Below are 25,178 nucleotides of genomic sequence, written 5' to 3'. Positions count from 1 at the left end.
AAAGAGGCGGATCCTAATGACTGAAAAAGATATGGTTAAATTGACTTCTTTATCATCGAAAGGTGGTTGAGGATGCAAAATTGGTCCTGAGGACCTGGCGCAGGTTCTGCGTCATTTACCGAGAAATGCAGAAAACCCTAATTTACTGGTCGGACTGGATACAGCCGACGATGCCGGAGTTTATAAAATCAGCGAAGATGTGGCGCTTGTCCAAACTTTGGACTTCTTCACACCGATCGTCGATGATCCTTATATGTTCGGACAAATCGGTGCAGCCAACTCATTGAGCGACGTTTATGCAATGGGCGGCAAGCCGCTGACCGTCATGAATATCGTGGCGTTTCCGATCAACACATTGGATAAGAGTATCCTGGCAGACATCCTCGCCGGTGCTTCCGACAAAGTGAAGGAATCCGGCGCCACTTTGGTCGGCGGACATTCAATCGACGACCAGGAGCCGAAATTCGGCTTATCCGTTACCGGCACGATTCACCCTGACCGCATCCGCGCGAACGCAGGAGCGAAGCCTGGCGACCGCTTGATTTTGACCAAACCGATCGGCGTCGGCATCCTGACGACTGCCATCAAGCAGGATTTGCTTGAAAAAGACGATCTTGCAGAAGTGATGGAAGTTATGGCCACGCTGAATAAAAAAGCGGCTGAAGCAATGGAGAACTATACCGTCAATGCCTGCACGGATATCACCGGCTTCGGCCTTCTTGGCCACACGATGGAAATCGCGAAAGGCAGCAGCACCGGCGTCACGATCTACAACGATGAGGTCCCTGTTCTGGCGAGAGCCAAGGAGCTTGCTGAACAGAATATCATTCCAGGCGGCACGTATAAAAACCACAAATGGCTTGCGCCTGATATCGATTACGCTGACAACATCAGCAAAATCGACCAGCTCATCCTTTGTGACGCTGTAACCTCCGGCGGATTGTTGATTTCTGTTCCTGAAGCTGAAGCAGATGCATTGCAGCAGGATCTTCTAAGCAGCGGTGTTCAATCTTCGATTATCGGGGAAGTCACCGAAGACAACGCGGGGCGCATTAAAGTTATCTAATTAAAAGCGCTAAAGACTGTACAATAAAAACAAGGACTCGCAATGAGTCCTTGTTTTAAAATTACAGGCAATACGATAAGCCGTAGCGGCATCACCAAAGAATAGAGTTGATTTTGATGTGGTTTAAAAAGAGAAGTTTAATAATATACGCTTTATTGGTTGTGGCGATTTTCATCAGCATGCGGCTGACTGAGTTCGATCTGACGAAATTCCGGGATTTCCGGAACATGATCGACTTCTTGTCGCAATGGTTCCCGATGGATTTCACACGCCTGCCCGGTATGCTTGAAGATACCCTGGCCACTTTGGCGATGGCGTTTCTCGGCAGTTTTCTAGGGCTGATCATCGGTTTGCCGCTCAGTTTTCTGGCAGCGCGGAATACAGCACATTCCAAGCCGGTGTTTCATTTTTTCCGGGTTGCACTCAGCTTTGTGCGCTCTGTTCCAGAAATCGTTTTTGGTTTGATTCTCCTGACTACACTTGGGCTTGGGCCATTCCCAGCAGTACTGGCGATTACATTCCATAATATCGGCGTCATGGGCAAACTGATTTCCGAGCTGATCGAAGCGGCGGATACCGGACCACAGGAAGCGATGAAAGCGGTCGGCGCAAAACGCTGGGTCGCATCCCTCTTCAGCATTCTTCCCCAGATTTGGCCGAATGTCCTGTCCAACTTTTTCTATCGTTTCGAAGTGGCGATCCGCACTTCATTGATATTGGGATTCATCGGCGGCGGCGGTATCGGCCAGCGCCTGTTCAATGATTTCAATACGTTCAACTATTCATCTGTGTCGCTCGACGTCCTGATCATCATGGTTATGGTCATCCTCGTCGACTCGCTCGGAAGCTTTGTCCGGAATCGTGTTATCTAAAGGAGGCATGAAAATGCTTGAACTGAAAAATGTATCAGTCCGGTATCCCGGAATGAAGAAGAATGCCCTGTCCGATTTGAACTTATCTTTTGAAAAAGATGATTTCGTTTGCGTACTTGGTAAAAGCGGCGCCGGTAAATCAACATTCATCCGCTGCATCAACGGATTGCAGCAGCCGACTGAAGGGGAAATCCGTTTTGACGGCACCCCAATGTCTTTTCAAAAAGAGGAGCTGCGCCAGACCCGGCGTGAAATGGGAATGGTGTTTCAGCATTTCAACCTGATTCCCCGTATGAGCGTGCTGCAAAATGTATTGACCGGCCGCTTCGGTTACCGCTCCACATTTAAAAACCTGGTCGGCTGGTTCACATCAGAAGAGATCGAGGAAGCCAAACGCATCATCGCGGAAGTGGGATTGACCGAAATGGAAAATCGCCGTGTCGAAAATTTAAGCGGCGGCCAAAAACAGCGTGTCGGCATTGCGCGCGCGCTGGTTCAGCATCCGCGGATTCTTCTGGGCGACGAACCGGTTGCCAGCCTGGATCCCGGAACTTCGAACCGAATTTTCTCTTTATTGCAGGATATCCATAAACGATTGGGTTTATTGACGATCATCAATGTCCACGATATTGAACTTGCCAAACGCTATGCAACGCGGATTATCGCCCTGAAAGACGGCGAATTGATCTTTGACGGCAAGCCCGAAGATTTCACAAGTACGGAATATGAGGAAACCTACGAATCCGAACAACAGAACCTGTTCTTCCAGATTTGATACAATCTTCTTAAGGAGCGTGATTTTGATGAGAAAAAGTCCATGAGCAGTCAATTCGTCCAGGGTCGTGTACGACTCTCAAAATCCGGAAATCCTGGCCTCAGTTCCGAACCGGAACCCGGACAGGAAAACCGTTATTCTCACTTTTGACGATGGGCCAAGCAGAGTCTTGCCTGACATACTCGATATATTGAGTCAAACCGGGACACCCGCCGTTTTCTTCTGGCAAACACGCCTTCTGCACAAAGAACGACCGTGGAAAAGAGTGCTGGCGGAAGGTCATCAAATCGGCACCCATACCGTAAGCCACAGAAACTTGGCTGATAAAATGACGCAACAACAGCAATACGACGAACTGAAAAAGAGCGCGGACACGATCGAACGCATCACCGGCAAACCGGTGATATTCTTCCGTCCGCCTTATGGCCAGTTCAATGAAGACACCCTTCAGGCAGCCAAGCGTTTGAATCTCAAAACCGTCATGTGGCGCATCGCTTCGATCGACTGGGAGCTGAAAGACGATCCAGACCAGATTGTCGCGAATGTCGTCGACCATCTGGAAGACGGCGCCATTATTTTATTGCATGAGTTAAGCCAAACGGTCAAAGTCCTGCCGCAGCTGATTGCTGCCATTAAAGAACAGGGTTATGAGTTTGCTTTACTGGAAACCGAATAACATATGAATAGATGAAAAGCTTGCTCCCTTCAATTGGGCGCAAGCTTTTTTTTGCTTAATACACTCCTTTCGCTTACTCCCAACTTTGGCTGGAATACTCCCAACTTCCATCGGTTTACTCCCAACTTTGGCCTGAATACTCCCAACTTCTCCACTTTTACTCCCAACTTGCTCCAAACACCTTGAAATAAAAACTTTTTAGCCTGTGCGTTTCCTATTTCTGTCCAAAAAAAGCGCCGCCAGCTGACAGTCCACGAATTGCTTCGTGCGGCTGACGCTGGGGCGCTTTTCTCTTAAGACTGTGCAAATTCCTTCAACGCTTCCTCGGGCATAAAGCCGACAGACCGTTTTACTTCTTCCCCGTTTTTAACGAGCACTAAAGTCGGGATGCTCATAATGCCGAATTGCTCTGCCAACTCTGGAGCAGCGCTAACAATTACTTTATAAAAATCTACTGAATCAACCTGTTCAGCAACGTTTGAGACCACCGGTCCCAATTGGGCGCAAGGCCCTCAACCATTCGATCCAAAATTCAGGACTGCCGGTCTTTCATTGTTTTCAACAAGACTTGCATACTCTTCTGTCGTGATTGTTTTAACCATGTGACACCCTCCCTTTATCTCTATATCAATTTTTCATACCCGTTTTTCATGACGGCTATGCGTTTCATCTTTTATTCTTCGATAATGCCTTCTTTGATGGCTGCCTGTTTGATGCTTTCGTAATCTTCCGTAGTGGCTTCAGTAAAGCCTGAAGCGCCGAATGCATCCAGGATCACCTGATCTTCTATCGCAAGGAATGCTTCCTGCAATTTCCCAACCGTTTCTTCGTCGATGCTGTCGCGGACTGCCCAAGGATACTGGAACAATTCTTCTGATTCCCAAATGGTCTTGAACTGTTCACCGTCAATCTTGCCCGATTCCACCAATTGGTTGTAAATCGCACTGTCGATCGCACCGGCATCCACTTGTTTGTTTTGAACCGACAAGGCAGTGGCATCGTGAGAACTTGTATTGCGCACTGAGTTGAATTCATTTTCCTGCTGGGATTCATAAACACCGCGGTCCTGAAGTTCAATGGACGGGATCAATGAACCCGAAGTGGAGTTCGGATCACCGAACGCAAAATCGATGTCCTGCGGATTTTCCAGCAAGTCTTCAAGTGAATTCCACGGGTTATCAGCATGTGTGATGATATACGAACGGTAGAAAGGTTCTCCGTCCACCAATGAGGTGATAATCGCCTGCGCATTGCTATTGGCATTCGCGATAACGAAAGTCAATGGCCCAAGATATGCCATATCGATCTTGTCGTAATTCATCGCTTCCACCACACCGTTGTAATTCGGATAAACATCCAGTTTGACTTCACGGTCCAGCTCTTCACTCAAATACGTCTGGAGTTTATCCATCGCTTCTTCCATTTCCCCTTCTGTCTGGGCAGGAATAACGCCGATTGTAAAGGCTTCTTCAGAACTTTCAGTTGCTTGCTCTGTGTTTTCTTCTTCTTCCGCGCTTCCGCAAGCCGCCAAAACGATGGCCAGGCTCAGCAAAATTGCCGTCATCCAATATTTCTTCATCTACTGCACCTCTGCTTCTATTTTATTTCCTCATTTCATTCAAATGAAAATAAGATTGTGCTGTAGTAATTATTCAACAGACGTTCAGTACAATCAAGGAATTAGACTTGTAATAAAAACTGGGCATGCTGTTCTGCAGTTTTCTCTTACCAGACAATGACGGCAGTAAACTGCTGTAAATTCAGTCATGATGCTATTTTTCATCTTTTAAGACCAATGTGTTGACTTGAATTTCCGAAAACATTATCATAGAAAAATATTCCCGACTAAATTAATAGGAAAAGGATGTTATAAATTTGACCACTACACAAGTTCAACCTGTCAACGATACAAAAGGACCGATTGCAAGAGACTCTCTTGCCTTGAATGATCCGCAAAAAGCATTGATTGCCGGCGGAATCATTGTCGGATTTCTTTTGCTCGTCTATCTGCTCGCCACCCAGCACGTTTCCCAGGCATTGCTTCTGGGAATCGGCCTTCTGCTTGGCTACACTTTATTCCATGCGCGCTTCGGCTTCACTTCGGCATTCCGGCGCATGGCGTCTGTCGGTAATGGACAAGCGATGCGCTCCCATATGCTGATGCTCGCAGTGGCGGTGACGCTGTTCGCTCCGATTCTTGCATACGGCACGACCTTCTTCGGCGGTCCGGTTGCAGGATACGTTTCACCCGTTGGGGTCAGCCTTCTGGTTGGCGCTTTCATGTTCGGCATCGGCATGCAGCTGGGCGGCGGCTGTGCTTCCGGTACACTTTACGCGATAGGCGGCGGACGCACCGTCATGTTCGTGACGCTGATCTTCTTCATCGTCGGCGCGACAATCGGCGCTTACCACCTGCCGTTCTGGACAGAAGAAATGCCTGCGTTTGAGCCCTACTCCCTTGCCACTTCCACGGGTCTTGGCTACGGCGGCGCATGGCTTGTATCAATTATCCTCTTCGGTTTGATTGCGTGGATTACACTGATCATCGAGAAGAAACGCAAAGCGCCGAAAATGGCGCCGGTCCCTTCCGCAAAAGGCTGGAAACGAATCCTCCGCGGTTCATGGCCGTTATTTGCTGCGGCAATCGCTTTGGCGTTGCTTAACGCGCTGACATTGATGACACGCGGCACGCCTTGGGGCATCACTTCCGCTTTCGCCCTGTGGGGTTCCAAAATTGCCGGAGCATTCGGTGTAGATGTTGCGAGCTGGGGCTATTGGCAAGGCGCCAATGCGGCTTCGCTTGAAGCTTCCATTTTCGTTGACTCCACAACCGTATTGAATTTCGGCGTTATTCTTGGCGCATTCATCGCTTCCGCTGCCGGCGGCTTGTTCAAATTCACGCAAGTCACTGCAGGTAATTTCGCCGCTTCTGTAATCGGCGGATTGATGATGGGCTACGGCGCGCGTCTTGCGTTCGGCTGCAACATCGGCGCCTACTTCGGCGGCATTGCATCGTTCAGCCTGCACGGCTATATCTGGGGAATCCTGGCGCTTGCCGGCACATTCCTTGCGCTATATCTCCGGCCGCTGTTCGGGCTGTCGGTTCCAAAATCCAATGATTCTGTGTGCTGACGAAAATTATAAAATAAAGGATCGAGCGTCGAAATGCGGCGCTCGGTCCTTTTTTATTTCTATCGAATAAAACCGGACAACAACTCTTCTTAATTATCTGAAAATTAATATTTTTCTGCTCCTGAAAAGGTCTATAATAGATATGAGTAAGTTATTTAGAAATAACTTGGTATGAAACATTTGAAATCCGCAGGGAGATGAATGCATGAGGAATTGGAGAACGCATATTGAATTGATCGCCGCCATTCTGTCGGGTATTTTGATCGTCATTGCCTACATTCTGGAAACGCAATCCATCGAATTGTGGTCAGTCATCACTTATCTGGCAGCCTTTATAATCGGGGGTTACGCCAAAGCGAAATACGGCATCCGCAAGACCATCGAGAACCGGAAACCGAATGTGGAATTATTGATGGTGCTGGCTGCAATCGGCGCTTCCCTTATCGGCTACTGGACGGAAGGCGCCATCCTGATTTTCATCTTCTCTCTCAGCGGCGCGCTTGAAACTTATACCATGAATAAAAGCTGCAAGGAAGTTTCGGCATTGATGCAGATCCAGCCGGAAGAAGCGTGGCTGCTTAAAGATAGCGAAACAACCCGTGTGTCTGTCTCTTCCCTGAATCCGGGCGACCAGCTCGTCGTTAAACCAGGAGAACGCATCCCGGCGGATGGCCGTTTGCTGATCGGCCATACGGTGGTCGATGAGTCAGCCATCAGCGGTGAATCCGTGCCGGTTTCAAAAGATATAGAGGATGAATTGTTCGCCTCGACGGTTAATATGAGCGGCGCCATCACAATGGAAATGACCAAACCGAATTCCGAAACACTGGTGCAGAAAATCATCGACCTTGTGCAGTCGGCACACAGTGAAAAACCGCCTTCCCAGCAATTTGTCGAGCGCTTTGAAGGCCAATATGTAAATGTCGCTTTGATCGTCTTTATGCTTTTAATGTTTGTTCCGCATTATCTGATCGGCTGGGATTGGAACACGACTCTCTACCGCGCCATCCTCTTTCTGGTCGTCGCTTCCCCATGCGCGCTGGTCGCATCGATCATGCCGGCGACGCTGGCGGCCATTTCAAACGGCGCGAAAAGCGGGATCATCTTCAAAGGCGGCGTTCATCTTCAGAACCTTGGCGAAATCCGGGCCATCGCTTTCGACAAAACCGGCACCATCACACGCGGGCGACCGGAAGTCACTGACTTTTCCATGCGTGAAGGAATTGACGGCGACCGAATGATGGCCATCATCGCGGGCATTGAAATGCAGTCGAACCACCCGCTCGCCAAAGCGATTACCGAATTTATTCAATCAAAAGGCATTGAACCTTTGAAAAATCTGCAGATCACCGATGTGCCCGGCAATGGATTGAAGTCAGTAATTGACGGTGAAGAAATTTTGATCGGCAAACCCGACTTCGTAAACCTTCACGATGCGGAAGAGTTTCAGGGTGGTGTACTGAACCGCTGGGCCGATGAAGGAAAGACGGTGACCTTCGTCCGTGACAGCAAAGGCATCGCAGCCGCCATTTCGTTGAAAGACACCGTGCGGGAGGATGCGAAAGAGACGATTGAGAACCTGCAGAAAGCTGGCATCTATTGCATTATGCTGACCGGTGACAACAAGAAAACCGCCAAAGCCATCGCCGAAGAAAGCGGCATGGACGCCTATATCGGCAGCTGCATGCCTGGCGATAAAGTCGAAGAACTGAAAAAACTGTTGAGCGAGCATGAATTTGTTGCCATGATCGGAGACGGCATTAACGATGCGCCGGCGCTTGCCATTGCCACAACCGGCATCGCAATGGGCGAAGGCACTGATGTCGCCCTCGAAACGGCGGACGTCATCCTCATGAAAAACGATCTTTCGCGCATCGCCTATTCCATTCGGATGGCACGGAAAATGCAGCGCATCATCAAACAAAACATCGTTTTCTCAGTCAGTGTCATCATTGTGCTCCTGATCCTGAACTTCATGCAGTCCATCACAATTCCCATCGGCGTCGTCGGCCATGAAGGCAGTACGATCCTCGTCATCTTGAACGGCCTGCGTATGCTGAACCGGAATATATGAATGATGAGGGTGGCTGTTTTTTCGGTTCGGGAGGAAAATCATCATTTTAGAAGCAGATAATTAGCCCTGCGCAAGTAAATTCTAATCTGCGCAAACAAATCTCAATCTGCGCAAATAAAACTGATTCACCGCAAATAAAATCAATTCTGCGCAAACAAATTCAAAGGTCGATAATATGAACACAAATAAAACCAGTCTCGGCTCCAATCCGCCGATACTGGTTTTATTTTTATAGAATATCCATCCAAATTTTAATGGCTGTACCGAGAATCAGCAGCGCCAGGATCCATTGGAGGTATTTCGTGTTCATCTTCTGGCCAAGTTTGGCGCCAAGCGGTGCGGCGATGATACTTGCCACAATCATGACTGCCGCGGGGCCATATAGAATCTGGTCCGTGACGATCTTACCGAAAGTCGATCCGATGGACGAAATGAACGTGATGGCGAGTGAAGTCGCAATCGTCATCCGCGTCGGGATCTTCAAGACGACCAGCATGATCGGCACCAGGATGAAAGCGCCTGCGGCTCCGACGATGCCGGCTGCGATTCCGACGATGAACGCCAGTCCAGCCGCCAGCCATTTATTGAATGTCACCTGATCAAGGGGTATGTCATCGACACCTTTTTTCGGAAGGAACATCATAACAACCGCAATCGTTGCCAAAATGGCGTAAACGAAGTTGATGGCCGCTTCCGAAAGAAGCGTCGAGCCGTAGCCGCCGATGAAACTCCCGACCAGGATAGCTCCACCCATGTAGGTGATCAAGGTTTTATTCAGATAACCGCTGCCACGGTATGCCCAGACACCCGCGATGGTGGCGAAAAACACCTGGATCGCGCTGATGCCGGATACTTCATGGGCGCTGAACGCCGTGTAGCCGAGCATAACCGGAATATACAGCAGCATCGGGTATTTGATGATCGAGCCGCCGATTCCGACCATTCCGGAGATGAAGGAACCGATGAAGCCGATCAGGAAAATGATGATAATAAAATCAAAACTCATCTTGTGTCACCTCTTCCAAAAGCGAAAAGGGTATCACAGCGATACCCCCTTACAGCTCTTAGCCTTTCTTGATCCAGAATTTAAGGACGTCGCCCGCTTCTTCAATCTCTAATAGTTCGTGGCCGCCTGATTTTGCCCAGGCAGTCATATCAGCTTTTGCGCCTTTGTCAGTAGCAAGGATTTCCAGGATTTGTCCTGATTCCATGTCTTTCATTTCTTTTCTTGTTTTCACGATCGGCATTGGGCATGCCAAGCCTTTTGCGTCTAATACTTTATCTGCGTTCATCAAAATCTCTCCTTTAGGGTTTTGTTTTGTTTTGTTTTAATTCCAATAAAAATAACTTTTACTTAACGCTTCGGCGCTTAGGACAAAGCTCCCGCAATAAGCCGAAAAGCCCACTCGTCTTATTGCTTCGCTCAGTCCATGTGCGCGCCGGCGCTGAAAGAAGTCTCTAAAGATATGGAGCAAAACAGCGAAGACAAATCCTTGTAAGAGCACAACTTTAAGAACCGTGCTCCTGTCTCTGCATCGCTGACGCTAGCTTCGAGACATGAAAGAGCGTTGCATCGCTTCGCTGCTTCGTCGCAAAGACTTAGCCTCGCTAGCTTCGGCTAATGTCTTCGGAGCTTTTTTGCGGAATATCGATTACTTTGAATTACTACTTACCGAACCGCACAACGGTTTGGCCCAATTTCCATTTCACGCTGAACTTCTTCGTCAGGCGTGATTTTACCCATGTTTGTTTTGCGGATGTCCTGATAAGCGTTTGGCTGCGGCGGCAGGTTTTTCGTTACCATGTCGCGGAACTCCTGCTCATCTTCGATATTCAATCCGTGGTTTTCTTTGAAAAGGTCGCCCAGTTTTTTCGCGACGCTGCCGTCTTCATTCAACTCATCCATGATCATGAAGTGAGCCGGTAAAACGATAAGTTCATCAGCGAGTTCCGCATAGCGGCTGTAAAGCGATTCACGAAGGTCGCCTACCCAGTCTTCCGCAAGGCCTGCAAGGTCAGGGCGTCCGATGGAATCGATAAACAAGATGTCGCCTGTCATCAAGTATTGATCGTCAACGATGAATGATGTTGAACCGATTGTATGCCCCGGTGAGTATAATGCTTCGATTTCAATTTTTGCGTCGCCGATAGCAACTTCCAGTCCACCCACCAATTCCGCATAATCGAATACCACTTCTTCAGCGTCAGCCGGCGGCAAGTAATACGTTGCGCCTGTTGCTTCAGCGATTTGGCGTCCTCCAGAAATGTGGTCTGCGTGCAAGTGCGTATCGAATACGTGCTTGATCTTAGCACCTTTTTCCTGCGCGAAATCCAAGAAGATATCAGTCATGCGTGTTGCATCGATAATAGCGGCTTCACCGTCTGAGATTGCCATGTAAGAAAGGCAGCCTTTTCCGATGCGGACGAATTGATACAATTCCCCGCCATTTTTCAAATCGCCGACTTTCACTGGTTCCAGGTGTTCACTCCACGCTTTCATGCCGCCTTCAAGGTACGCCGCATCGACGCCTTCTTCATCAAGCATTTCCGCCACCATGACAGAAGATCCTTCTTTCGCGCAAACGACAAGGATGTCTCTGTCTTTCGGAAGTTCTGAAACCACTTCTTCGACACCGTCCAATAAATCAAAATAAGGTGTATTCAGATACTGAATGTTGCCGCCTTCGATTTTCCAGTCGGCGAAAGCGTCGCCGTTGCGGACATCGAGTATGAATAAAGGCTCGTTATCGATTACTTTGCGTGCCACTTCTTTTGCTGTCATTGCTTTTACAGTCAATTTAATAACCTCCTGTCTGTTCGGTTGCGCCGTCCCATAGCGTCATGCCTTCGACAGCATTTTTCACACGAGTGAATCCTTTATCCGCTAACTGTTTTGCAGCGAAATCACTGCGGTTGCCAGTGCGGCAAATGACGATCACTTCTTTTTCAGTGTCCAATTCTGCACTGCGGTTTTCCAGTTCGCCAAGCGGGATGGAAACTGCGCCTTCGATATGACCGAATGCGTATTCCGCAGGTTCACGGACATCAAGAACGATTACATCGTCGCGGTCCATTCGTTCCTTCAGTTCAGCGTTTGTCACTGTATGCGGAAATTGAACTTCTTCTTTTTCTTCCCTCTGATCCGCTTTGCGCAAGTAATGCTTCAGCACATCTCCGTCCTCGGATGAACCAAGATATTGGTTTCCGCTGCTTTTTGCCCAGGCTTTCATATCAGCCAAGGAACCTTTGTCAGTCGCTTGTACTTCGATGACCTCGCCTGGCGCCATTTCGTTCATCGCTTTTTTCGTGCGGACGATCGGCATCGGGCATGCAAGCCCTTTTGCATCCAATAATTTATCTGTTTGAATCATTCCAATTCCTCCATTTTACCCTATGGGGTATATTTTCATTTAAAAAAATTTTAGTTGCCGCTTATTCAGTCGGCCCGTCCCAATCGAGCATGCCGCCTTGCATGTTGATGACGTTGTAGCCGCGAGCTGCAAGTAGTTCTGATGCCATTCCGCTGCGTCCTCCTGAACGGCATACCATGATGTGTTCTTTCGATTTATCGATATCCTGCAAACGGAACTCGATAAGACCTAGTGGAATATTGACAGCGCCCGGAATTTTACCGGCTTTCACTTCTTCAGTTTCACGCACATCAATGATTGATGCGTCGGTATTTGTGTTCATATAATCTTGAACTTCTTTTACAGTCATTGTTTTCATTTCATAGTCCTCCTAAATATTACGGACGGTAGCTTCCCATGCCGCCCCGCACGTTGATTACATTTTCAAAACCGTTTTTGTTGAGAATTGAAGCAGCTTTACTGCTTCGCATGCCGCTTTGGCAGATGACAACCGTTTCTTTATTCTTATCAAGTTCCCCGACTCTTCCAGGCAATTCATTCAATGGAATGTTCTTGAATTCCTTGATGCGGTTTGCCTTGAACTCTCCAGGTGTCCGGACGTCGATAAATTGCTTATCTTTGCTCTTCAATTGAGATTTCAAATCGTCAGTGGAAATGGATTTCACACCTTTTGCCGGTGACATCGCACGGTAAGCGATAAAGACGATTACAGCTCCGATTAATACGACTGCCCAAGTATCCATGCTGTCCCTCTTTTCCTTCTATTAGATGAATAAATTCACTTGACCGTCTTCAGCATCTGCAAGATAAGCGGCTACGCCTGCGTAAGTAACGTCATCGAGCAATTCTTCCTGTTTCAATCCAAGAAGATCCATCGTCATCGTACAAGCTACCAGGTTGATCTCCTGTTCCTGCGCCATTTCGATCAGCTGCGGCATAGTCATGGCATTATGCTCTTTTATAACGTGTTTGATCATTTTTGGCCCCATACCCGCCATGTTCATATTGGATAACCCAAGTTTGTCCGCACCACGCGGCATCATTTTCGCAAACATTTTTTCAAGCATGTTCTTTTTCACTGCCGGCGGATTGTCTTTCCGAAGTGCATTCAATCCCCAGAATGTGTGGAAGATCGTCACTTCGTGATCATAAGCCGCTGCTCCGTTCGCAATAATGTAGGCCGCCATCGCCTTGTCGTAGTCTCCGCTGAATAATATGATGTTCGTTGATTTTTTCTGTTCCAACCTAATTCTCTCCTCTTTTACCCCCAGGGGTATTAAAAATGTTAAATAAAAAAATTCACCGGCTCCAGCAACAAAGAAATTAAATACCTGCAGGGGTATATTAACATCCGAAATGAAAGTTCGTCAACCCGAAAGTTTGACGAACTTTCTTAGCGGCTTTTCACAAGAAGGCTGACTGCGTCTTTTACGAGCTGATCTGTGCTTTCGCCTTTGCTGACGCTGTCACGCACACATTGCTCCAGGTTTTCGCTGACGATTACGCCGATTGCGCGGTCAACCGCACTTCTGACAGCAGACAATTGAGTAACCACATCGCGGCAGTCGTCGTTTTCCTCCACCATGCGAAGCACACCTTTCAGCTGGCCTTCAATCCGCTTTAAGCGGTTCTGGACTTGTTTATCGTATTCCATCTTTTCTTGCCTCCCTGTTGATCTCTTGATTCATACTATAAACCAATTATATACCCCTTAGGGTATAATTTCAAGTAATTGAACTGAGAATAAAAACGGATAATCCTCTGACCTGTGCTCAGTTTAGAACTAAAGATTTTTTCGGTCAAGGATTATCCTGTTCTTCTATTATACAGCGCAGTTATTCGGTCCAGTCTCCATTTCCTTCGCTTCTTCAAGTGGCGGATGGATTTTGCCCATATTCGTCTGCCGTATTTCTTCGTAAGCATTAGGCTGGTCTTTCAAACCTTCCGTCACCCGTTTGATGAACTTTTCTTCATCATCTATCTGCAGACCTTCATTCTCCTGATAAAGCACAGACAGTTTCCCGGAAACACTGCCGTCTTCATTCAGTTCGCTGACGTCCGCATAATGAGCCGGAAGCACAAGCAGATCATCTGCTAATTTCTTGTAGCGGCGGTACAGGGTTTCATACAGATCATCAACCCAATCTCCGGCTTTTCCGGCAAGGTCCGGACGGCCGATGGATTCAACAAACAGGATATCACCCGTCAGCAGATATTTATTGTCGACAACGAATGTTGTGCTGCCGATCGTATGCCCCGGAGAGTATACGGCTTCGATCACCGCACTGCCGACCTCCAGTTTCATACCGTCGGTTATCGGTTCGAAATCAAAAACGACTTCCTCCGCATCTTCCGGCGGCAGATAATATGTGGCGTCTGCTGAATCCGCCAGCTTTTTACCGCCTGAAATATGATCGGCATGCAAATGCGTATCGATTACATGTGTGATCTTCAAACCTTTTTCACGCGCAAACTCTTCATAGGATTCCGTCATTCGGCTGGCGTCGACAATGGCTGCTTCTCCATCGGATTCGATCAAATAAGAAAGGCAGCCTTTGCCCAGGCGCACAAACTGATAAAGGGCGCCGCCGGCCACTTCGCCGATTTTGACCGCTTCGAGCTGTTCACTCCAGGCAGCCATCCCGCCTTCGATCGAGTACACATTATCGAAACCATTTTCCTGCAGATAAGCTGCGGCTTTCTGCGAAGTATTCCCTTTTGCGCAAAGCGTATACAGCGCTTGGTCCTCCGGCAGCTCTTTCAGGTCGGAATCCCCCAACTCTTTGAAAGGTATATTGATCAATTGAACATTGTCGCCTTCAATTTTCCAGTCTTCCGATTGCTCTTGGCTGCGGACATCCAATACATAAATGGGTTCGTTCCGAAAAACCTGATGAGCCACTTTCTTAGGCGATACGGATTTTACTGTCATATACGATTCCTCCTTGCCAATGGATCATTTATTACCGTGCGGGGTATACTGTGTGCTAAAAAAATTTAGCCTAGACTGTCTTGTCGATGCAGCCGATCAATCTTTTCTCAATATCCACCGCGATTTCTTTGATCGATTCGTTATTGACCATCTGGATTAACGCGCTTGGCTTCGGCATGCCGATTTTCGTATTGCCTTCCTCTTCATAGACTACAATTTTACATGGGAGGAAATAGCCGACCATTAAATCTTCCGACAGCACGCGGTTCGCTTCCTGCGGGTTGCAGACTTCAAGTATCGTATAAGGCGTGCTGAAATCGGTCCCTTTTTCCTGAAGCTTTGCCGACAAATCGAAATTCCAGAGCACCCCGAATTTCTCATCCTTCAAGTTCGCTTCCAGATCCCGGACCGCTTCGTCCCTGCTCTTGCTTGTTTTTACTGTGTAATCAAACATTTACTTAGCTCCTCTCTTTTAAAACCCATTCTTTTGATAAAATTCCCGCAATAAGCCGGCTAAAACATTATTAATGGAAATAGCTCCTCAGTAGCCAGTCGAAATGAGGAAAATGAAAAACGCGATTCCTGCCAGGAACGCAAACTTTTGAGATGGTCATAGGGCTTTCCAAAGGTCTTTCATTTTTATTCCCTTCCTTTCATGAGAGTTGTGTGAATTTATATTTTATACCCCTCTGGGTATCTATAGCAGTAGCATATCGTGATTAATTTCTACAGACAACTGATTCGACTTGGCACACTTTGTTTTGAAAGCTTGCCGGGAAGGGAATAGAACAGGTAAAACCGATGTCGGTGGAAATGTCAGGAGTGAAGCCAAAATGAAAGAACTCGATTCTATGGAAGAAGTTAAATCTTTCAGCGAACAGCCTGGATTGCAGTTTCTCTATGTTCTAACCACCAGTTGAAGTGTCTGCCATGGTTTACTTCCTCAGGTTGAGGAAGCGATGAATGACTTCCCGGATATCCAGACCAGAATCGCCAATGCCGAGGACATCCCGGAAATTGCCGGCCATTTCTCTATTTTCACAGTGCCGGTCCTTATTTTATTCGCGGATGGAAAAGAGATGCTGAGAGAAGCCAGATTTGTGCATGTAGAAGAATTTAAAATGAAAGTCAGCAAAATATATGAAGGCTTCAACTCGTAAGTCCCATAAAAACAGCGAACGATTCTTGCGGAATCGTTCGCCTCTTTTTTGTCAGCTTTTATCCAACGCCCGGTCAACAGCCGCCAACGCATGGATTTCGGCTGTATCGAAAACCGGCACCTCCGCATCTTCCGGCTTGATCAGCAAACCGATTTCCGTACAGCCGAGGATGATTCCTTCCGCGCCTTCCGCCATCAAATCCCGGATAGCCCGTTGAAAAGTTTCACGGGAAGATTGCCGCAAGTCGCCCGCAACCAACTCTTCAAAGATGATGCGGTTAATCTCACCGCGCTGTTCACCCGGCGGCACCAGCACTTCAATGCCATGCGACTCGATGCGTGAAGTGAAAAAATCCTGTTCCATCGTATAGCGGGTTCCGAGCAAACCGACTTTCTTCAGGTTCTTTTTGCGAATTGCCGCAGCGGTTGTATCAGCGATGTGCAGCACTGGAATCGAAATCTTTTCTTCAATCTGCCCCACAACTTTATGCATCGTATTTGTACAGATGACAACAAAGTCCGCTCCTGCCTGCTCCAGTTTTTGTGCCACTTCGCTCAGCTGTTCTCCGGCTTCCTGCCACTTACCCGCTGATTGCAACCCTTCAATCCCTTCAAAATCGACACTGTACAACAGGCATTCAGCCGAATGCAAACCGCCAAGCCGGGCATTCATTTCCTTATTGATCGTCCGATAATATTCAAGCGACGATTCCCAGCTCATGCCGCCGATTAACCCGATTGTCTTCATTGTGCTTCCTCCCCGATTCCCTATATTTTATTCGAATAAAACCTTGAACAGCTTTTTATGAGCTAAGCCCCATATTTCTGGACAATCCAAGCGCTCTATCGGTAAACTGAAAAATGAGATATACAGATAAATACAATTCGAAAACCGCTTACGGAGGTTTTAATCTATGTGATTCTCCGGTCATGCTCCCGCACGCCAATTGAATTTTGAGGACAATATAAACTGTCCGCGCAAATGACTACCTAACAGACTGGAGAAATCATGATGAAACATTTAAGCCCCGATACTCAATTCGCCCTGTTTGAGGCAATGCTTGACGGCAGCCAGGTTGCGACGACCGTAACAGATCCGCAGCAGCCGGATAATCCCATTATTTACACGAACCACACCTTCGAAACATTGACCGGCTACAGCCGCGAAGAATCCATAGGCAAAAATTGCCGGTTCCTTCAAGGTGAAGACACCAATCAGAAAGCCGTTCAGCAATTAAGAAATGCCATTGCAGATAACGAAAGGACCACTGTCGTCATCCGCAATTTCAAGAAAGACGGCACCCCGTTCTGGAACCGTTTGAATATCGAGCCGATGACCGTCAACGACCATCTCTATTTCATCGGTACACAGACCGACGTTTCCACCGAAGAACGCCAGCGTTTATTGCTCATTGAAAAAGAAGATGAGATCAACCGCTTGATGCTGCCGATCCTGTCAATCCACAGTAATCTGGGAGCAGTGACGCTCGTCGGCAAGATGAACGAAGAGCGCTTTGCCGCGCTGACGGAAAAACTGAGTGAGTATGTACAAAAGAATGCGGTCCAGCATATCATCATCGACATTTCCGGTGTGATTTGGGAAGAGAACTCGCTGATCCACCGATTGCTGATGATTCAGGATGTACTCCGCTTGATGGGCGGCAAACTTTACGTAACGGGAATCAATGCGAAAACCGCCATTGAAATTTCCAGTATGCAGACGTATAGCCAATCCTTGATGACGTTCGCCACCGTGCAGCAGGCCATCGAATATTCAAGCGGCATCAGTCTGGATTCACTTGAATAGATTGCTTATTATAATAGAAGACTTTTCACCCTCCAGGAATCGATTTTCTGGAGGGTTTTTCTATATTATTCTTGTTCTTTGCCCATTGAGAAGCCTTCAAACAAACGTCCCCCGTACGGCTGTAAAACCGCGTCGGCGAGTTCGATGACTTTTTCTTTATTGCCATGGCGGTAATAATCGTCAAATGCTTCCACAAAGCGCGCCGCAAACTGTTTATCATACGCTTTCAACGAACGGACGACCCATTTCGACACGCCAATCCACCTGCCATGCGTCCGCAGCTCAAACTCGGCGATGGCTTCCGCCAATGCGCCCGCGATGAAAATGCCTTCCGCACGGTCGCTGCAGCCGATAAAGTCATCGAGCGCGTCGGTCAGAAAATAGCGCTTACTGCGTATTGTTGCAGCCGTCCATACCTGTGGACCGTTCGCCAATAGATCCTGCGCTTCCTGCTTGATGGCGTCGATTATCCCCATGTCGCGCAACACGATGCCTTCCGCCACCATGCGCGGCATCGATGGCCGTGCCCGCTCCGCGTCACTCTGGAAAAATGCCAGGTAAGACGTCAGATTATGGACGAACACTTCGACCGGCCAATCGAACGCAATCAGCGATTCCCGATAGGAAGCCGCTGCTTTGCCATCGAACACGACAATATCCAGGTCGGATGTAGCTGTAGCTTCCCCTCTTACCGCGCTGCCGGCCAATAATGCACCTTCGCAATCCGGAAAGAACTTGTCTATGAACTTTCGCGCCGCTTCGAGCGGCGCTGTTTTATGGGTTGCTTCCATCTTTTTTGTCCCCTTTTGTGTTTTAATGCGCTAATTCTCTACGACGAAATCCGCATGGCTTTGCGGATTTTGTGACTTCAGATAATGAGCTTCCGCTTTCCAGTAGCGGTTCTCGAACTTCGCCAAATTTTGTTGGACGATCGCAGCTTCCCGCTCAATGCGCTGTTGCTGCGAACTCTCTATATAAATTACATAATCGCAATACCCGCGCCATTCGCGCCTTTGCAGAAAAACACCTTCTATAATGATGATGCCGGTTTCAGGAAGCGCGACTTCCCGGCTCTCTCGCCGATCTACCTCCCCGTCGTAAAACGGCAGCGTCAGCTCGTCAGTGATTTTTAGTTGTTCAAAAAAATGCTCACGCAGCCAATCCGTTTCCCATTGCAGCTGGTAATATTCATACCACTCCTCTTCGCCGGTGCCGTAGCGCCGCTCTCTTTCCACAATGAGATCATCGAGATGAAAACTGACCGCCGCTATGTTTTTATTTTTATAATGCTCCACCAGCTTCGCGGTAAGCGTCGTCTTCCCCGACCGGCTCAGCCCATCTATGCCCAGCACAAGCCGGCCCCCGCTGTCGATTGCCGGCAGGCGCTTCGCAATTTGAGTAATCAGCTCTTCCATCTTCATCTTTCCTTTCAGCCTCTACTCTATTGTTTCGATTGAGACTGGGTGATTTCCTTTAAAGATCTTATTTGATGCGAATAAATTCTGGGGTGAGGTTGAAAAAGATATGTTTTTAACTTATTCTTCTCGTTTCAGATGATTTCTTTTTAAAACGGCTTCCCTTTTGATGGTTTCGGGTTTTATTTTCATGATATCAGAGTGATTTGGACGTGTGATTGTGGTGTAAAAAATTATATCAGCGTTCAGGAGATTATATCGGCGCTCAGGAATTTAAATCGGCGTTCAAAAAATTATATCGGCGCTCGAGAGATTATATCGGCGTTCAGGAATTTATATCAGCGTTCAGCTAATTTAACGGAAAAATCGGCGCATCACTCGCGCTAGAAACCATTAAAAAACCGGCTGCACCCGGCAGCCGGCTTTCTCTGAAATTTATATCCCCGCGCTCATCACCACTTCGCCCTGCGGCAATTCGTTGCCAGGCTGCGGTTCCAAGGTGATCGCGATCGTATCCCATTCTTCGGTGTTATTGTCGATATTGAAGTACGTTGCGCCTTCGCCGTTTGCATTAGTCGTGAATGCGCCGGCTGGAATCGGATTGTCGCCTTCGATGAGCCAGACCTGATAGACCTGGTCGCCTTCGAGTGCGGCAAGCTGTTCTGCCGTGACAACCAGATTGAGCGCGCCGTTTTCTTCTTCGATGACAGCGGCTGTCGCGCCGCCTCCAAAGCCTTCGCTCGGCTGCAAGTCAACCGACTGGAACGCCGTTTCCGGCTGAGTCGGTGGTGGCGTCGGTTCCGGCGCCGCCTGCTCAGGTTCCTGCTGCAATTGCATGAACGCATATGCGTTGCCGAGCAGTGACAGCAGCAGCACTGCGGCGATCACCGGTGTCCACCAGACCCGCTTTCTCTTGCGGTCGGTTATCGGCACTACTTTCGGAAGTTCGTCCTCTACCTGTCTGTCATCTTTAATAGTAGGACTGACTCTTTCCGTCCCTTCACCAGCTGACTCTCCCTCTTCTGCGAAAACATTCGACAGAATCCGTGATTTCATTCCCCCAGGTGGTTCTGCAGGGTCTGAAAGATAAGGGAGCTGTCCGGTTGCGTCCGCGATTTCGCGGCATTCGTCACATGTCTTCAGGTGTTCTTCAAATTGGCGAGTTTCTTCAGCGGATAATGTGCCGTTCAGATAATCGACCAGTTGATCACATAATTCGTTATTCATCGATAGCCCCCCTTTCCTGCATCCCGTGCAGTGTTTTCTTTAGTTTGCTGAGTGCCAGCCGGATCCTGCTCTTGACGGTTCCGAGTGGCAGCCCGCATAATTCGGCGATTTTTTCGTGTGTATGTCCTTTAAAATAAAACAACTGGATCATCTCCTGCTGTTCGGCTGATAATTGTGAGACCGCTGCCTGGATATGCTCTTTTTCTTCCTGCCATTCAGCCGTCTGTTCGACACTGGACTCGCCGCTCGGCATTTCGGCGACTTCATCCAGCGGCACGGTCGGTTTTTTTCGCTTCCGTATCAGATCGATTGCGGAATTCTGCGCCATCCGGAACAGCCAGGAAGTGAACTTCCCTTTGCTGTCATCGTATTCGCCGACGCCCCGCCAGATTTTGATGAACACTTCCTGCAGAGCCTCTTCCGCCAGATCGCGGTCCTGGGTCATTTTATAGAGAAACGAGAATAGGATCTTTTCGTACCGGTCATACAAATATTCCAGCGCATCTTTGTCTTTCTCACGGATGCGCGAGTAAAGCAGCGTATCGGAACTTTTATCCATCGATGTTCTCCTTCGATTCGTGTGTCATAGTCATGGTACTAGCTTACTATATCCTGTCGGATTGGAGATAGTCTCGGCCGGTTTTATTTTCGCAAGCTTATCTATCTAACGTGCAAAAGGCGGATTTAGATCAGTTTTGCAATAAATAACGTGTCCTTTCCTTATATAGTGATCGGGTTTAGAACACAGCATTCCAATTAATAAAAATAAAACGAACTTTTTCACTCAAAAACTGATCTAAATCCCAACTCCCTCCGTTATACCTGTAAGAAACAAAAAAAGAAGGAGTGTTGAGGATGAAATACGGAAAAATTTTAGCACCTATTTTAGGCGCAGCTTTATTGGTACCAAGTATGGGCATGGCAGTAAGCGCAGATGAAATGGCACCTACAGAAACGAGCGGCGTTGAGCTGCGGGCGACATTGGATTCATTATTATCCGAGCATTATGCACTGGCAGTCGATTCGATGATGAAAATCTACGATGGTGACGAAGCAGCCGAAGCAGCAATGGCGGCACTTGATGCCAACGCGGCAGACATGGAACCGGTGATCGCTTCTGTATACGGTGAAGAAGGCGGAGCCGCTTTCACCGAAATTTTTGAAACACATAATACAGGAACTGATGAATACGCGATGGCCGTGAAAGCAGGCGACGAAGCCGCACAGGAAGAAGCATTGGCTGAGATCCAGTCTTTCGTAGATGAAATGGGCGCATTCCTCGGAACTGCCACTGAAGGCAATCTTCCAGAAGACGGTGCGACTGAAGCACTTCGTGCGCATGAAGATTTTGTGCAAAACACATTTGACCTCTATGTAGACGGTGATTATGAAGCAGCTTACACATCTTATCTTGAAGGCTTCAAACAGATTTTCGGAGCCGGCGGTGCCATCAGTGGTGCAATCGCAACGCAATTCCCGGACAAATTCACCGACCCGAACACACCAGCCGGTGACTTCCGTTCGACGGTCAGCCGCATTGCAGCAGAGCATTTCGCCCTAGCGCAACTTAGCATGGCAAAAGGCTTCAACGGTGCGGAAGACTTTGACTTTGCTGACTGGGCACAGGACCAGAATACAGAAGAATTCAGTGCTGCCATCGCTTCGTTTTACGGTGACGATGCTGCCACTCAATTCGCAACGCTATGGAACAATGAACACATTTCTGTACAAAGTGATCTGGCAGCGGCACAAGCCGGCGGCAATGAAGAAGAAATCCAACAGGCGCAAACAGCGTTGATCGAAACATTTGCAGCAGAACTTGCCGCATTCCTAAGCACGGCAACTGAAGAACGTTTGCCGCAGGATGAACTGACAGCAAATATTGCAGCACATGAACAATCGGTAATCGATACATTCACGCAGTATGCAACGGGTGATTTCGAAACATCTTATGACACTTACCGTGAAGGCTACACAATTGTATTCGCAATCGGCAAAGGCTTAAGCGGCGCGATCGTTGACCAGTTCCCTGAAAAATTCGAAACAGCTGTTCCTGACAAAATGCCTGCTACCGGCCTTGGCGGTTCAGCAAACCAGTCAAACACGATGATGATCTGGGTTGCAATGAGCACGCTGATCCTATTGGCAGCTGGAACAATGACGTTTCGTCAAAGAAAGCAGCAATAACCAAACTGGAAAGGAGCATGGGCGATGAGACAATTTTGGACAATGGCAACAGCGGTCATCCTCTGCGGGGTGCTGTTCGTTATCTTGAAACCCCTTGCGGATGAACCGACATTTGAAGAAGACATCGCTCAGCTCGACCTTCCGGAAGTGACCGAAGAAGCGCCGGCTGAGCTGCTGGCTTCGGGTGAAGACATCGATAAAATCGCGGAATTCCCGATTAAACCGGCACAGCGCGAAAAGCTGCAGGAATTGCAGAAACAGCGTCAGCAAAGCATCCAGGGCATGGTTCCTGCAAGAGTGGCCATTCCTTCCATCGGTGTGGACGCGGCTATCGAAGCGACCGGCATTCTGGAGAACGGTGAAATGGGTGTACCGGAAGACATTAACCAGGTCGGCTGGTTCGAACCCGGCTTTAAAGTCGGCGCCAAAGGCCATGCGGTCCTCGCGGGACATGTCGACAGCTATACCGGACCAGCGATTTTCTATCATCTGAAGAAAGTGGAAGCAGGCGAAAAAGTAATCGTAACGGATAAAGACGGCCGTGAAATGGTCTATGAAATCCAAGAAAAAACAAGCTATGTGACAGACGAAGCGCCGATCGAGGAAATCTTCGGCCCTTCCGACAGCCGGATGATTAATTTGATCACCTGCACCGGTACTTTTAACCGGGATACAGGTTCTCATGAAGAACGCCTCGTTGTCACGGCAAAATTGATATCAGACTCGAGCGTCCAGGATAAACAGCCTGAAGCGCCGATGAATGTCACGGCAACATCATTCAATGTTTCCTGGCATGCGGTTCGCGATGACGCGATCATCGGCTACCGCGTCTACGAAGAAGATATCGAGACGGGTGAAATGACGAAGGTCGCCACTGTATCGCTGTTCGACCGCAAGAAAGTGGAAATTACAGCAGATGATGCAAAACGCTATTATGTGTCTTCTGTGGATGTCGATCTGAATGAGTCGGAGAAAACACCGGCCGAATAATGGAGCAAGGGCAGTTGGAGAAACCTTCCATTGCCCTTTTTTCTAATTTATCTAATTATTCAGAAAACCATTGACAATAAAGCCACTGATTGCTAGTTTCAATATAACCGGCTTCACGTCAGCTGGATGTGCACGAATTCAAAGGGGGAATCAGCTCATGGAAGCTCAGCAAAAAAAGATCCTGCTGCTCAGCGGCATCGCCCACATGGTCGATGTCGTCAAAACAGCCCAGAACATGGGATACTACGTCATCGTCACCGACCGCGACGCCGGATCTCCGGCCAAAAAAGCCGCTGATAAAAGCTATGAAGTCAGCACGGCCGATATCGACAGGCTCGTGGAAATCGCACAGGCCGAAAAGATCGATGGTGTCTTCAACGGTTTTGACGACGTCAATACATGGAACGCGCTGGCTCTTTGCGAGCGTCTCGGCATCCCTTATTACGCTACCTATGAACAGCTTGAAATCTGCTCCAATAAAGACCGCTTTAAAAATCATTGCCGAAATTTTGATGTGCCCGTTGTCGAAGAATACAACCTGGACAACGGGCTCACAGAAGAATTGATCGGCAGCCTGCAATTTCCCGTCATCGTCAAACCGGTCGACAGCTATGCCAGCCAGGGCATTACCGTGTGCTACGGACCGGAAGACGTAAAAGCAGGTTATGCCAAAGCACTGGAGTATTCGAAATCCGAAACAGCAATCATCGAGCCGTTCATCGATACCCCGTACGGTTTAATGATGTACTATACCGCCTATCAGGGTGATATCGTCTTGTCAGCCGTGACGGACCGCCATGTCCATAAGCATTTTGCCGAACATCCGCCGCTGCCGATCGCCGTCATGTTCCCTTCCCGCCACCGCGAACAATATCTTGCGGAAGTCGATCCGCAGGTGCGTGCCATGCTGCGCGGCATGGGCATCCAAAACGGTGTGCTTCTGATTCAGGCACTATACGATAATGGCCGCTTCTATCTTTATGAAATGGGCTTCCGCATCAGCGGTTCACAGCATTACAATATCATCGAAAAGCAGACCGGCATCAACCTGCTCGAAATGATGCTGGATCTTTCCGTCGGCAAGGACATCAGCAAATACGATACCCGCCATTTAGACGACAGCTATATCCCGCATCCTTCCTGCAACCTGCCGATCCTGATGCACAGCGGGACCATCGCGGACATCCGCGGCATGGAAGGGATTCTGGCCATGCCGGAAATCCTGACCGCTGTCGTCAACCGAAAAGCGGGCGACACGGTTGCGCCTTCAGGTTCCTATGCACAGATGTTCGGCCGATTCACCATCGTCGCCGACTCTGCCACCGAACTGAACCGGGCCATCGATGCCATCTATGACACACTCGAAATCCGCTCAACTGAAGGTGAGGATATGCTGCTGGTCCGTTTTCATCCGGAAGAAATCATCAAAGCCTGAAGGGTTTTAAATCGCTCAACCAATAAAGACCTGCCCCATTCATCAAAATGCGGGAAGGTC

General features: G+C 48.4%; 27 protein-coding genes and 1 pseudogene. 11 read left to right on the top strand and 17 right to left on the bottom strand.

The genetic code is table 11. From position 1 onward, the window contains the following. Nucleotides 1-16 precede the first annotated feature (16 nt). From selD to AC2Q9J_RS05925, 4 genes are all read left to right on the top strand, one after another. A complete protein-coding gene (gene selD / locus AC2Q9J_RS05940; RefSeq protein ID WP_499038044.1) occupies nucleotides 17-1,066 on the top strand; it encodes a selenide, water dikinase SelD in 1,050 nt (349 codons plus the stop codon). A gap of 116 nt (nucleotides 1,067-1,182) precedes the next feature. Next, nucleotides 1,183-1,938, top strand: a complete 756-nt coding sequence (phnE, locus tag AC2Q9J_RS05935) for a phosphonate ABC transporter, permease protein PhnE (RefSeq protein WP_121635391.1) — start codon at nucleotides 1,183-1,185, stop codon at nucleotides 1,936-1,938. A 13-nt stretch (nucleotides 1,939-1,951) separates the two neighbouring features. Beyond that, nucleotides 1,952-2,713 (top strand): phosphonate ABC transporter ATP-binding protein, encoded by a 762-nt coding sequence (gene phnC, locus AC2Q9J_RS05930; RefSeq protein WP_499038042.1) that lies wholly within the window; start codon nucleotides 1,952-1,954, stop codon nucleotides 2,711-2,713. 67 nt (nucleotides 2,714-2,780) lie between these two features. Next, entirely contained in the window at nucleotides 2,781-3,389 is a 609-nt protein-coding gene (locus AC2Q9J_RS05925; RefSeq protein ID WP_499038040.1) for a polysaccharide deacetylase family protein, read from the top strand. 293 nt (nucleotides 3,390-3,682) lie between these two features. On the opposite strand, the pseudogene AC2Q9J_RS05920 reads toward AC2Q9J_RS05925, so the two are convergent. Further along, nucleotides 3,683-3,889, bottom strand: a pseudogene (locus tag AC2Q9J_RS05920) (thioredoxin domain-containing protein); the annotation flags it as partial. 173 nt (nucleotides 3,890-4,062) lie between these two features. Next, on the bottom strand, nucleotides 4,063-4,968 hold the full coding sequence (phnD, locus tag AC2Q9J_RS05915; protein ID WP_499038039.1) for a phosphate/phosphite/phosphonate ABC transporter substrate-binding protein: 906 nt from the start codon (nucleotides 4,966-4,968) through the stop codon (nucleotides 4,063-4,065). Nucleotides 4,969-5,264: 296 nt separating this feature from the next. On the opposite strand from phnD, the gene AC2Q9J_RS05910 reads away from it, so the two are divergent. After that, nucleotides 5,265-6,521 carry a YeeE/YedE family protein gene (locus AC2Q9J_RS05910; protein ID WP_499038037.1) on the top strand — a complete coding sequence of 419 codons (1,257 nt, stop codon included), beginning with the start codon at nucleotides 5,265-5,267 and terminating at the stop codon, nucleotides 6,519-6,521. Between the two features lie 205 nt (nucleotides 6,522-6,726). Further along, entirely contained in the window at nucleotides 6,727-8,595 is a 1,869-nt protein-coding gene (locus AC2Q9J_RS05905; protein WP_499038035.1) for a heavy metal translocating P-type ATPase, read from the top strand. Between the two features lie 229 nt (nucleotides 8,596-8,824). Here the strand turns inward: AC2Q9J_RS05905 and AC2Q9J_RS05900 are convergent, their stop codons facing one another. The 10 genes from AC2Q9J_RS05900 to AC2Q9J_RS05855 form a co-directional block, all read right to left on the bottom strand. Then, nucleotides 8,825-9,601: a sulfite exporter TauE/SafE family protein gene (locus tag AC2Q9J_RS05900; RefSeq protein WP_499038033.1), complete on the bottom strand. Its 777-nt coding sequence runs from the start codon at nucleotides 9,599-9,601 to the stop codon at nucleotides 8,825-8,827. A 58-nt stretch (nucleotides 9,602-9,659) separates the two neighbouring features. After that, nucleotides 9,660-9,887 carry a sulfurtransferase TusA family protein gene (locus AC2Q9J_RS05895; RefSeq protein ID WP_084243844.1) on the bottom strand — a complete coding sequence of 76 codons (228 nt, stop codon included), beginning with the start codon at nucleotides 9,885-9,887 and terminating at the stop codon, nucleotides 9,660-9,662. Nucleotides 9,888-10,264: 377 nt separating this feature from the next. Further along, nucleotides 10,265-11,392: an MBL fold metallo-hydrolase gene (locus AC2Q9J_RS05890; RefSeq protein ID WP_499038030.1), complete on the bottom strand. Its 1,128-nt coding sequence runs from the start codon at nucleotides 11,390-11,392 to the stop codon at nucleotides 10,265-10,267. A gap of 1 nt (nucleotide 11,393) precedes the next feature. Then, the gene (locus AC2Q9J_RS05885; RefSeq protein WP_499038029.1) at nucleotides 11,394-11,966 is read right to left on the bottom strand and encodes a sulfurtransferase TusA family protein; all 573 of its coding nucleotides are present in this window, start codon (nucleotides 11,964-11,966) and stop codon (nucleotides 11,394-11,396) included. 61 nt (nucleotides 11,967-12,027) lie between these two features. Beyond that, the gene (locus tag AC2Q9J_RS05880; protein WP_499038027.1) at nucleotides 12,028-12,324 is read right to left on the bottom strand and encodes a rhodanese-like domain-containing protein; all 297 of its coding nucleotides are present in this window, start codon (nucleotides 12,322-12,324) and stop codon (nucleotides 12,028-12,030) included. A gap of 19 nt (nucleotides 12,325-12,343) precedes the next feature. After that, nucleotides 12,344-12,709 carry a rhodanese-like domain-containing protein gene (locus AC2Q9J_RS05875; RefSeq protein WP_499038026.1) on the bottom strand — a complete coding sequence of 122 codons (366 nt, stop codon included), beginning with the start codon at nucleotides 12,707-12,709 and terminating at the stop codon, nucleotides 12,344-12,346. Between the two features lie 21 nt (nucleotides 12,710-12,730). Continuing rightward, complete coding sequence (locus AC2Q9J_RS05870; RefSeq protein WP_499038025.1) at nucleotides 12,731-13,210, bottom strand: DsrE/DsrF/DrsH-like family protein; 480 nt, start codon at nucleotides 13,208-13,210, stop codon at nucleotides 12,731-12,733. 149 nt (nucleotides 13,211-13,359) lie between these two features. Next, a complete protein-coding gene (locus tag AC2Q9J_RS05865) occupies nucleotides 13,360-13,620 on the bottom strand; it encodes a metal-sensitive transcriptional regulator (RefSeq protein WP_210018142.1) in 261 nt (86 codons plus the stop codon). A gap of 168 nt (nucleotides 13,621-13,788) precedes the next feature. Further along, nucleotides 13,789-14,898 (bottom strand): MBL fold metallo-hydrolase, encoded by a 1,110-nt coding sequence (locus AC2Q9J_RS05860; protein WP_499038022.1) that lies wholly within the window; start codon nucleotides 14,896-14,898, stop codon nucleotides 13,789-13,791. A gap of 70 nt (nucleotides 14,899-14,968) precedes the next feature. Next, nucleotides 14,969-15,352: a DUF302 domain-containing protein gene (locus AC2Q9J_RS05855; protein ID WP_499038020.1), complete on the bottom strand. Its 384-nt coding sequence runs from the start codon at nucleotides 15,350-15,352 to the stop codon at nucleotides 14,969-14,971. Nucleotides 15,353-15,857: 505 nt separating this feature from the next. Between AC2Q9J_RS05855 and AC2Q9J_RS05850 the strand changes: the two genes are divergently transcribed. Beyond that, complete coding sequence (locus AC2Q9J_RS05850; RefSeq protein ID WP_499038018.1) at nucleotides 15,858-16,058, top strand: YbbN family protein; 201 nt, start codon at nucleotides 15,858-15,860, stop codon at nucleotides 16,056-16,058. 51 nt (nucleotides 16,059-16,109) lie between these two features. Here the strand turns inward: AC2Q9J_RS05850 and AC2Q9J_RS05845 are convergent, their stop codons facing one another. Further along, entirely contained in the window at nucleotides 16,110-16,805 is a 696-nt protein-coding gene (locus tag AC2Q9J_RS05845; protein WP_499038016.1) for an aspartate/glutamate racemase family protein, read from the bottom strand. 264 nt (nucleotides 16,806-17,069) lie between these two features. Between AC2Q9J_RS05845 and ytvA the strand changes: the two genes are divergently transcribed. Next, entirely contained in the window at nucleotides 17,070-17,864 is a 795-nt protein-coding gene (ytvA, locus tag AC2Q9J_RS05840; protein WP_499038014.1) for a YtvA family blue-light photoreceptor, read from the top strand. Nucleotides 17,865-17,929: 65 nt separating this feature from the next. On the opposite strand, the gene AC2Q9J_RS05835 is transcribed toward ytvA, so the two are convergent. The 4 genes from AC2Q9J_RS05835 to AC2Q9J_RS05820 all read right to left on the bottom strand — a co-directional run bounded on the left by AC2Q9J_RS05835 (nucleotide 17,930) and on the right by AC2Q9J_RS05820 (nucleotide 21,065). Continuing rightward, nucleotides 17,930-18,655, bottom strand: coding sequence for a nucleotidyltransferase domain-containing protein (locus AC2Q9J_RS05835; RefSeq protein WP_499038012.1), 726 nt, complete (start codon nucleotides 18,653-18,655; stop codon nucleotides 17,930-17,932). A gap of 30 nt (nucleotides 18,656-18,685) precedes the next feature. After that, nucleotides 18,686-19,279: a kinase gene (locus AC2Q9J_RS05830; RefSeq protein ID WP_499038010.1), complete on the bottom strand. Its 594-nt coding sequence runs from the start codon at nucleotides 19,277-19,279 to the stop codon at nucleotides 18,686-18,688. A 435-nt stretch (nucleotides 19,280-19,714) separates the two neighbouring features. Next, the gene (locus AC2Q9J_RS05825) at nucleotides 19,715-20,506 is read right to left on the bottom strand and encodes an anti-sigma factor (protein ID WP_499038008.1); all 792 of its coding nucleotides are present in this window, start codon (nucleotides 20,504-20,506) and stop codon (nucleotides 19,715-19,717) included. Beyond that, nucleotides 20,499-21,065 carry an RNA polymerase sigma factor gene (locus tag AC2Q9J_RS05820; RefSeq protein WP_499038006.1) on the bottom strand — a complete coding sequence of 189 codons (567 nt, stop codon included), beginning with the start codon at nucleotides 21,063-21,065 and terminating at the stop codon, nucleotides 20,499-20,501. The genes AC2Q9J_RS05825 and AC2Q9J_RS05820 overlap by 8 nt, the downstream gene beginning before the upstream one ends. A gap of 296 nt (nucleotides 21,066-21,361) precedes the next feature. On the opposite strand from AC2Q9J_RS05820, the gene AC2Q9J_RS05815 reads away from it, so the two are divergent. The 3 genes from AC2Q9J_RS05815 (at nucleotide 21,362) to AC2Q9J_RS05805 (ending at nucleotide 25,118) form a co-directional block, all read left to right on the top strand. Continuing rightward, nucleotides 21,362-22,693: a hypothetical protein gene (locus AC2Q9J_RS05815; protein ID WP_499038004.1), complete on the top strand. Its 1,332-nt coding sequence runs from the start codon at nucleotides 21,362-21,364 to the stop codon at nucleotides 22,691-22,693. 24 nt (nucleotides 22,694-22,717) lie between these two features. Beyond that, nucleotides 22,718-23,683, top strand: a complete 966-nt coding sequence (locus AC2Q9J_RS05810) for a class F sortase (protein WP_101802236.1) — start codon at nucleotides 22,718-22,720, stop codon at nucleotides 23,681-23,683. Between the two features lie 157 nt (nucleotides 23,684-23,840). Beyond that, nucleotides 23,841-25,118 (top strand): ATP-grasp domain-containing protein, encoded by a 1,278-nt coding sequence (locus AC2Q9J_RS05805; protein ID WP_499038002.1) that lies wholly within the window; start codon nucleotides 23,841-23,843, stop codon nucleotides 25,116-25,118. The last annotated feature ends 60 nt before the right edge of the window (nucleotides 25,119-25,178 follow it).

It is taken from the genome of Planococcus sp. RAB007_Raresut, assembly GCF_057369535.1.
The sequence above is the reverse complement of the archived record's forward strand: the minus strand, read 5'-3'. Positions and strand labels throughout refer to the sequence as shown.